Raw genomic sequence first — 10,289 nt, 5'->3', positions numbered from 1 at the left:
CACTTTTACCATTTCAATACAAACATCGGATTATTAAACCCACTGGTGGGAACAAATTAATCTTCTACGAAAAGATAATGCAATTTTAAAGCATTGAACTCCTTATTAAACTCTTTAAGCTCTTTATTTAATACAGCATCAAACACTTTTAGTTGCTTCTCTATTTCACTTTTCAGCTCATTTTTAACTGCTACATCTTGTTCCGTTGGCGGAAAATCGTCTATAGCCACTAAACTGTTTAAATGCCCTAATTTATTGTTCAATCGAATCGGGAAGTTTAATGGATCTTGCCCACTTCTATTTTTTGTTTGATATAATGCCTTTTCTACCGTTCCCAAATCTTCTTTCATTTTCTTAGCCTTTTCCACCAAAGCTTTTGTCTGCTCGTTCCCTTTATATTGCTCAGTAAAGGCATTCAACTGTTTGGTAACTTTTCTAATTTTCTCAATAGATTGATGTGCTTTTTCAATAGTTGCATTTACATCGGTTATAAAATCGAATTGCTTTTGCATGTCCGCAACCGTGACTTCTGCCCTTGGGTCTGGCAAAATTTTGAACTCTTGTGCTTCGTCTTTTCCATTAAAATTTAGGGAAACTTTGTAATTTCCTGGCACCGCCTTTGCGCCATCTAAGTTTGCCCACCAAAGTATCATTCCGTCTAATTTCTTGGCTCCCTTTCCTCTCGTATTCCAAACAAAGGTATTACCCCTTTCTTTTACTTTTAATTTTTTGTCCTTCGCTTTTTCAGAATTACTGTACGTTGCCAATGTATCGCCAGACATAGAGGTAAAACTTAGACGCACACTATCTTTCTCTGTTACATTTTTAAGATAAAAATGGGTAATTACACCATTTGGATGATTAGCTCCTTCTGTTTTTGAAGGCTTTTCAGAAGCCCTTCCTTTTGTTCTATACGTATCTTTAGGTTTAAACAAAATAGAATTGCTGTTTTTCTTAACATCGTCCATTTGATGCAGCACTGTTAAATCATCTATAATCCATAAGCTACGCCCTTGTGTAGCTACAATTAGATTATTTTCCTTAATCGTTAAATCTGTAATAGGAACAATAGGCAAATTCAACTGAAAAGGACTCCAACTAGTTCCATCGTTAAAAGAAACATACATTCCAGTTTCTGTACCAGCATATAGCAAGCCTTTTCTTTTAGGGTCTTCCCGTACTACTCTAGTAAAATGCTCTTTATTTATACCGTTCGTTATTTTACTCCAAGTTTTACCATAATCTGTAGTTTTATATAGATATGGCTGAAAATCTCCAAGCTTATATCTTGTCGCAGCAACATAACAAGTACCCTCGTTAAAAGCGGATGGCTCTATACTATTTATCATACTCCATTCTGGCATATTACTAGGCGTAACATTATCCCAATTAGCACCACCATCTTTAGATACATGTATTAATCCATCATCACTACCAACCCATAATAAGCCTTCTTTTAACGGGCTTTCATTAGCTGCAAAAATGGTACAATAATACTCTACACTTGTATTGTCTTGGGTTATTGGCCCTCCACTAGAAACTAATTTTGTGGGGTCATTTCTTGTTAAATCACCACTTAAAAGTTTCCAACTTTGTCCTTCATTTTCGGTTACATGTACATGATTAGAAAAAGTATATAATTTTTTAGGATTATGCTTGCTAAAAATAATAGGAAAGTTCCATTGAAAACGATATTTCATTCCTTCTGCACCATGCCCCATTGGATTATCTGGCCAAACATTAATACCGCGAACTGTTCCTTTATCGTGATTAACACGGGTTAAGAACCCATCATAACTACCACCATAAACAATATTGTTATTCTTAGGATCTACAGCAATATGTGCCGATTCTCCTCCTGCAGTTGGCTCCCAGTCCTCTTCACCAATACTACCGCCGTCGGAACGATGCTTTATTCGTAAGGTTGAATTATCTTGCTGTGCTACATATATTCTATATGGAAAAGCATTATCTGTAGTAACTCTATAAAACTGTGCCGTTGGCTGGTTGTAGTAAGTACTCCAGGTTTCCCCTCCATCGTAAGATACTTGAGCACCACCATCGTCCCCAATAATCATCCGTTTAGAGTTTTCTGGAGAAATCCACAAATCGTGATGGTCTCCATGCGGTGCATTAAAAGTATTAAAACTCTTGCCGCCATCTGTAGATTTATGATAACGCACATTCAATACATAAACCACATCTTCATCTTCCGTATCTGCATAAACACGGGTATAATACCAAGCACGTTGTCTTAGTTTACGCTCGCTATTTACTTGTGTCCACTTCTTTCCCCCATCATCCGAACGGTAAAGACCTCCCTTTTCTTTATTTTCTACAATAGCCCAAACACGTTCCGAATTTTTAGGAGATACCGTTACCCCAATTATCCCAAGGGTATCTTTTGGAAAACCTTCATTTTTAGAAATATCTTTCCAAGTTTCTCCACTATCGGTACTCTTCCATAACGCAGAACCATCTCCGCCACTACTTAGGCTATAAGGCGTTCTTTTGGCTCTCCAAGTAGATGCATATAAAATACGAGGATTGTTAGGGTCGAACGTTAAATCTACAGCTCCTGATTGTTGGTTTACAAATAAGGTTTTTTTCCATGTTTTGCCTCCATCTATACTTTTATAAACTCCCCTATCCTGTGTTGGCTTGTATATATTGCCTAGAACTGCTGCATAAACAATATTAGGATTTGTTGGATGTATTCGTATCCGCGGAACATGCCTACTATTTTTAAGTCCGGCAGACACCCATGTTTTCCCTGCATCTTCCGTTTTCCAAATACCATAACCAGAGGAAACATTACCTCTTAGAGTTTTTTCTCCTCCACCGACGTATATAATATTCTTATCGCTTTTTGCTACTTCAATGGCTCCTATACTTCCTCCAAAAAAACCATCGGAAATATTACTCCAAGTACGGCCACCATCTACCGTTTTCCAAACACCCCCACCTGTAGCTCCAAAATAGAAAAGGTTAGGCTCTCCTGGTACTCCCGTTACTGCAGCGGAACGACCTCCACGAAAAGGACCTATTAATCTATATTCTAAACTAGAATATAATTCCTCTGGATAAGATGGACTTACAGAAATTGATTTTTTTCTTTTTTGTGCAGAAATAGAAATTGGCAATAGAAAAATAGCAAGCAAAGAAAAGCTTAGCCAAGAGTAGAAAGTTTTCATTTTTAGGATCTTATAATTAGTCATCCTAAAAATAGTAAATATTGCAGGGCTATCCTTTTTTCGCGGCGACTTATTTTACTTTTACACAGCCCAACTCCATAAAAACCCAGTAACTGCTACAATTTAGAACATCGTTATTCCACAAACTCTAAACAAACTGGACTAGGAAGTTTAACGTCATAAAGAAAACGTAAAGTTCCTTTTTCTATATCTCTTTTAAAAACGGAAATGTTATTTGTTTTTTGATTTCCCACCAGCAGAAATTTATTGGTTGGGTCAATAACAAAATTCCTCGGCCAATCTCCGCGTACACTTTCTCTACCAACCAAGCCTAGTTTACCAGTATCTACATCTATCTTAAAAACTACAATAGTATTCTCCCCACGGTTAGATCCATATAAAAATTGTCCGTCTTTAGATAAGTGAATGTCTGCACAGAAACTATCCCCTTTAAAATTTTTATCTAATGTTGCTTTTGTTTCTACTAAGACATAATCTCCATTTTCCTTTTTCTGAAAAACGGTAATTGTAGAATTAAGCTCACTAATTACATATAAAAACTTTTCATTTTTACTGAATTTAAAATGACGCGGACCTGCACCATCGGGTAAATTTAAAGATGCCTGATTTCCTGCTACAAAAGTATCCCCATCAAAACTATATCTCTTAACTGCATCTAAACCTAAATCGGCAGTAAAAAGCCCGTCTGAGGTGAATAGAGAAGCATGGGCATGAGATGTTTTTACACTGTCTAATATTTTATGATCAATGACTTGAGAATTGGGCAAAAGCTCTCCATGGTCTCCCAACTTAAAAATTGTAATACTCCCTCCTGCATAACTAGAAGCGGCAAGAAATTTACCATCTTGGGATAATCCTATATGGCAAGGATGTGCTCCTATTGTGGTATCCGAGTTTATTTTTATAAGACTATCGCCTAAAATAGAAAAGGCAACTACACCACCACTAGAATTTTTATACCTATTGGTCTCTTCAACAGCGTATATATATTTTTTGTTCGTTGAAACCTTCAAAAAAGACGGGTTTCCTACAGCAACAGACAGTTTTTTATTCTTAAGTTCACCTGTCTGGGTATCAAAATTATAGTTATAAATACCTTCACTACCATTTTCGGTATATGTTCCAACAAAAAGAGGTATAGTTTTTATAGTTTCCGCTTTTCTACATGCGTAGATTAATAAGATAGAGAATAAGAGACCCAAATAATATTTCTTCATAAAAAAGCAATGTATTAGCGATTAAATAATTTTAAAAATCTCCTAACCAAACAGATACAACATTCTTTGCTGAATATTTATTTTACGCTGGGAGTGTTTCTGTGGTTTCCCAATCTTTCAACCAATTTGCCATTACCCTAACCCATGCATCACTATCATTTAAACAAGGAATATGCTTATAATCTTCGCCTCCAGCTTCTTGGAATTGATGCTTTCCTTCCATAGCTATTTCCTCTAAGGTTTCTAAACAATCTGCAACAAATGCAGGGGTTATTACCGCTAGTTTTTTCTTTCCTTCTTTAGGGAAACGCTCAAATTCAAAATCTGTATATGGTTTTAACCAAGGGTCATTTGGCAATCTAGACTGAAAAGACAGACTTACTTTATCTTCTGGCAAACCCAAATAAGCTTTTACTCTCTTAGTAACTTCAAAACATTGATGCCTGTAGCAACTATGATGGGCCACAGAATTAGTAGAACAGCAACTACCATCTATTTTACAGTGAAATTTAGTTGGGTCACTCTTTTTAATATGTCTTTCGGGAATACCATGGTAAGAGAACAAAATATGATCATAATCAAAATCCTTTAATCCGTCTGCTATACTTTCCGAAAGGACTTTTATGTAATCTTCATTCTTATAAAATGCTGGTAAAGTGGTTACTTTCATTTCTGGAAAAAATGCATCTCTATCTTCTAAAGCTTTTACCACAACGGTTTCAAAAGAAGACATAGCATATTGGGGATATAAAGGCACCAATAAAACATCATCTACCCCTTTTTCCTTTAATTCTTGAAAAGCACCTTTAATGGGCATACTACCATACCGCATACCTAATGCTACTGGCATATCTACCAATTTTTGTACTTTCTCCGTAAATCTTTCGGATATAACCACCAAAGGAGAGCCTTCTTCCCACCAAATTTTTTGATAAGCTTCAGCAGATTTTTTAGGTCTTGTCTGTAAAATAATACCCCGAACAATAATATTTCGTAACCATTTAGAAACATCAATAACCCTTTCATCCATTAGAAATTCATCTAAATAAGGTTTTACATCTTTGGCTGTTGGGCTATCTGGAGACCCAAGGTTAACTAATAATATTCCTTTCATCTGTTCTTTTTATCCGCTGCAAAAATACTACTTGTATTGAATATACGTTAATTTTATCTTAGACATTGTTAATGATAGTATAAGGAATAGTAATTATTATGAACAATGTGTAAATTGCTAATAAAAAGTTTATTATTATATAACGCTATTAGTTGTGCTTCTTTTAGAAGTACTTCATAAAATATGTACCCTTTATGCGCTTAAAAATTACATTAATCTTCCTTCTTATAGGTCTAGGTTTATGCGCCCAAGAAAAGAATAGTCTACTTTGGGAAATTTCTGGAAATGGTCTTCAGCAAAGCTCTTATCTATACGGCACCATGCATGTGAGCAAAAAAATTGCTTTTCGCTTAGATGATGTTTTTTATGACGCTCTGGATAAGAGTGACATTATTGCCTTAGAATCGGATCCCAATACTTGGTTAGATAGTGATGATATTGGTAGCTCCATCCAGAGACATGGAAACGGACTAATGACTAAAGGTTTTTACACCTATCCGTTTATCATAAACAACCCCAGAAAAGAAATTATGGCCTCCTATTTAGCAGCAGAAGACCGTATTGTTAATAATATCCTTTTTAGAACTAATGAACATTCTCAGAATTTTGAAGAGGAAACGTATCTGGATATGTTTATATACCAATCCGCTAAGAAATTCGACAAAAAAGTAGTTGCCTTAGAAGACATGGAAGAGGCCGCAACCTTAGTTGGGAGAGCTAGCCTTAATCCTGTAAAGCAAAAACCAGATGAGTGGTTACAGAAAAAAATGCAACTACAAGATCCAATGTTTATGTTGCAAGATGCTTATAGAGAAAGAAACATAAACCTCTTAGATTCTATTGATCGCGCTATGCATACAACGTATTATATAGAAAATATGCTACATATACGCAATAGAAACATGACTAAAAGTTTAGATTCTGTTATGCAACTAGGCAAGGTCTTTGCTGGTATTGGTGCCGCCCATTTACCAGGAAAAAATGGGGTTATAGATCTTTTGCAAAAAAAAGGGTATACAGTAAAAGCACTTACTTCTAGAGCAGGAAAAAAAGGGCAACATATAAAAACTAAATTCGAAGAAAAAATAAAAATAAATACGCTCCATACCCACGAGGTTGAGGACCATTTTTTTAGTCTTCTTCTGCCTAATAAAATGTATCCTATAACCGCTTTTAACAAAACTACATATGTATCTCCTGATCTTGCTAATGGAAGTTTTGTAGTAATAAACAGGATTCCTACCCATTCTTTTTTAAAACAAAAAGACATCTATTCTCTAGAAGATATTGACCAATTACTTTTCGAAAATATCCCTGGAAAAATCACTGAAAAGACAAAAATAGAGCGCAACGGTTTTAAGGGACTTAACATAAGAAATGAATTAAAAAATGGAGACCAACAACGGTATCATATTTACAAGACTCCTTTAGAAATTATTATATTTAAAATGGGTGGCGAAGGCACTTTTGTGACCCAATTTTCAGACACCATTTTTAACAGTATTTCTTTTAAAGAAATGAATTTTAAAAAGTTAAAATTAACTTCTGTTTTTAAAGATTTTGAAATCACCATGCCTTCTTTGCATAACTTTACGAATAGCTCTAGAGCTGGAAACAGATTTATTGAAGGGTATGACAGTATAACAGATTCTTACTTCTTCCTAAAAAAAGCAACAATAAATGATTTTAATTTTATTGAGCAAGATAGTTTTGAGCTAAAACAAATACAGAAACGTTTTTACCAAGACTTAAATATTACCCCTGAATACAAGGGCTTTGATGGTAGAAATTTAATATCTAAAGCCCCTTATAACAAAGGCAAAAATAAATTTCTACATTTAAAGACTACTTTCAATAATGGTAATTATTACTTGTTAGGTGTTCTTACCAAAAACGAAGAGGAAGCTACCACATATTTATCTTCATTAAAGTTATCGCCAACTACATACCAAAAACCTTTTAATACGGTAATTGATACCGCTTTATTTTTTAGCACTAAAACTACGGTTAGCCCTCCCAAATTTGTGGAAAGCAGTAATGCCAACTACTACAATAAAAAAAAGAGCAAACCATACGACCCCTTTCATAAGAAAACTATTTACAGTAACAAAAACCAAGAATCTATTTGGGTACAATTGAATAAGTCTCATGATTTGTTGATGTTTAAAAATATAGATTCCGTCTGGGCATTACGCAAGCGTTTGTATGCTAAGAAAACCTTTCTTCTTAAAAACGTAAGTCAGAAAAAGTATAAAGAAGGAGTATACGAATTACAATTAACACTTACAGACACAGCAAGTACTAGGGCTATTCTAATTAAAAACATTGTCAAAGGTGGCCTTCTTTGGGAATTAAAAACACCGATAGACACAGTACATAAGCCGAGTGCATTTGTAGAGAATTTCTACACCCATTTTAAACCTATAGACACCATTATAGGTCAAGACATATTAAAAGATAAAACTCCAGATTTCTTTAGGGCTTTACGAGAAAATGATAGCTTGGCAATGGATGGTTACCGATACGTAAAGTTTGATAATGAAAATGTAGATTCTTTAAAGCATTTTATTACAAACCATAAATACACCAAACAACAAAAAGAAATACAAAACTACTTAATAAAAGAATTAGGGAAAATTAAAGGGGTTAATCTTGCTCCGTTTTTTAAATCTTTTTATGCCAAGTCCTACAGTAATTCTAATGCCCAAGCAAAAGTTTTAAAGGCAATCGCTAATAATAAAGAGGAGACTTCTCTTGCCTTATTATTGCACTTAATGTCTACAGATTTACCTTTGGCTTCTAATCGGCATCAAATAAATTCCATATTTAAACCTTATAGCGATAGTCTTGCTTTAGGTAAAAAACTATTTCCAGAGATATTAGAATATAGCGCTATTGAAGAATACAAATCGCCAATCTTTTCTATACTCGCTAAATTAAAAGCAAACGGATATATTAAACCTAAAGTTTATAAAAAGTATAAAAAGCAAATAGTAAACGACGCAAAAATTCTTCTTAAAAGACAACTAGGTGTCGATGGTGATTTAAAAACTCAAAATCGTTTTATAAACCCAAGTTCTACACAAAGTAAAACCAGTAGTGTTTTAGAGGATTATGTGGTTCTCTTGTTTCCTTTTAGAGAAGAAAAATCGGTACAACAATTTTTTACACAATTGCAAATGGTAAAAAACCCTGAAATACGAACTACCTATACCGCATTATTAGCTAAAAACAACGAAATAATACCTAGTGAGATACTCGAAGGATTAGCAGAAAACATGAATTCTAGGATGCAATTATATGCCAAACTTAAGGCAGTAAAAAAGCTGCATTTATTTCCTGACTTATACAAAACCCAAGAACATTTAGCAGAGCCTTTACTCTTTAGAAACAGCGTCTATAATAAAGAAAAAGCGCCATTAAAATACTTGTGTAACGAGCAACTTAATTACCACGGAAAAACGATGACTGCTTATTATTTTAAAAAACGAAGTAATCAAGACTATGATAAAAACTATAATTTGTACATGCTTGTTTTTGAAAACGATAAAGGCCTACAAACACAGTATTTTTATAAAAACAATGGTATGCGTATAGAAGACACGGATACCGATGAAGAAACTATAAATTATGCTAGAGAAACGTTTTTATTAAAAGAACATAATCGCGCCATTATTTATAGGCCTAATGGTTATGGTAATTATGGATATTAAATTGGTACTTTTATATTCTAATTTTTTTCTAAAATGAAATATATACTACATCTCCTAATTGCTATTTTCACTATTCAAATGGGTTTCTCCCAACAACTGGTATGTTCCGCAAAAGATAAAGATGCTTTTGAAACCAAAATAATAGAGATTAATGGGCTCTTAGAAAGAGAATTCGGTAAAACTATTACTACTGTTGGAAAAACATTTCTAGGAACACCTTACGTTGCCAAAACACTAGAAATTGAAGAGAGCGAACCCTTAGTAATTAACCTGCAAGGACTAGATTGCACCACTTTTGTAGAAAACGTTTTATCCTTTAGTAATGTATTAAAGAATGAGAAAACAAATTTTTCTGATTTTACAAAAACACTCGAAAAAATACGTTACAAAAATGGTAACCGAGATGGTTACGCTTCTAGACTACATTACTTCTCGGAGTGGATTGCTAATAATGAGAAGAAAGGGTTAATTAAAAACATTACTTCCGAAATTGGAGGAATTGAAATCCATAAAAAAATAGATTTCATGAGTACCCATAGAGAATTATATCCTTTTCTAAAAAATAACGAAGCAAACTATAAAAAGATAAAAGCATCGGAAGAATTCTTAAACAATGAAGCTCTTTGTATTCTTGAACAGGATCAAATTGAAGCCAACGAACACCTAATTAAGTCGGGCGATATAATTGCCCTTACTACTTCTATAAAAGGACTAGACATTACACATACCGGTATTGCAACCCGAGAAAAAAATGGAAGAATTTATTTACTACATGCTTCTTCTTCAGGAGAAGTTAAAGTATCCAAAGAACCATTAGTGGATTACCTAAAAAAAATAAAAAAAAACACAGGAATTATGGTTTGTAGACCTTTATAACTACTTTTTATCTCCAAAAATAAATCTTGTTTACAAACTCATGGGTTTGCAAGTGGCATTTGCAATCGAAATACGGATGTATAGAATACCGTTTATCGGATTTTAAATTAAAAATACCTCCAAAAACACAATAGAGACCTTATGTTTTCAATCT

The 10,289-nt window shown here is 34.0% G+C and carries 5 protein-coding genes; 2 read left to right on the top strand and 3 right to left on the bottom strand.

The features are described from left to right. Positions 1-56 precede the first annotated feature (56 nt). The 3 genes from QZZ51_RS14590 to hemH form a co-directional block, all read right to left on the bottom strand. Complete coding sequence (locus QZZ51_RS14590; protein ID WP_291870963.1) at positions 57-3,194, bottom strand: glycosyl hydrolase; 3,138 nt, start codon at positions 3,192-3,194, stop codon at positions 57-59. Positions 3,195-3,328: 134 nt separating this feature from the next. Next, positions 3,329-4,432, bottom strand: coding sequence for a lactonase family protein (locus tag QZZ51_RS14585; RefSeq protein WP_291870961.1), 1,104 nt, complete (start codon positions 4,430-4,432; stop codon positions 3,329-3,331). 82 nt (positions 4,433-4,514) lie between these two features. Continuing rightward, positions 4,515-5,546: a ferrochelatase gene (gene hemH, locus QZZ51_RS14580; protein WP_291870960.1), complete on the bottom strand. Its 1,032-nt coding sequence runs from the start codon at positions 5,544-5,546 to the stop codon at positions 4,515-4,517. Positions 5,547-5,740: 194 nt separating this feature from the next. Here hemH and QZZ51_RS14575 point away from each other — a divergent pair, with 194 nt between their 5' ends. Both QZZ51_RS14575 and QZZ51_RS14570 read left to right on the top strand, forming a co-directional pair. Beyond that, positions 5,741-9,259 carry a TraB/GumN family protein gene (locus QZZ51_RS14575; RefSeq protein WP_291870959.1) on the top strand — a complete coding sequence of 1,173 codons (3,519 nt, stop codon included), beginning with the start codon at positions 5,741-5,743 and terminating at the stop codon, positions 9,257-9,259. Positions 9,260-9,292: 33 nt separating this feature from the next. Next, positions 9,293-10,135 carry an N-acetylmuramoyl-L-alanine amidase-like domain-containing protein gene (locus tag QZZ51_RS14570; protein ID WP_291870958.1) on the top strand — a complete coding sequence of 281 codons (843 nt, stop codon included), beginning with the start codon at positions 9,293-9,295 and terminating at the stop codon, positions 10,133-10,135. Positions 10,136-10,289 lie beyond the last annotated feature (154 nt).

The organism is Maribacter sp., assembly GCF_016744255.1.
Classification (GTDB): domain Bacteria; phylum Bacteroidota; class Bacteroidia; order Flavobacteriales; family Flavobacteriaceae; genus Maribacter_B.
The sequence above is the reverse complement of the archived record's forward strand: the minus strand, read 5'-3'. Positions and strand labels throughout refer to the sequence as shown.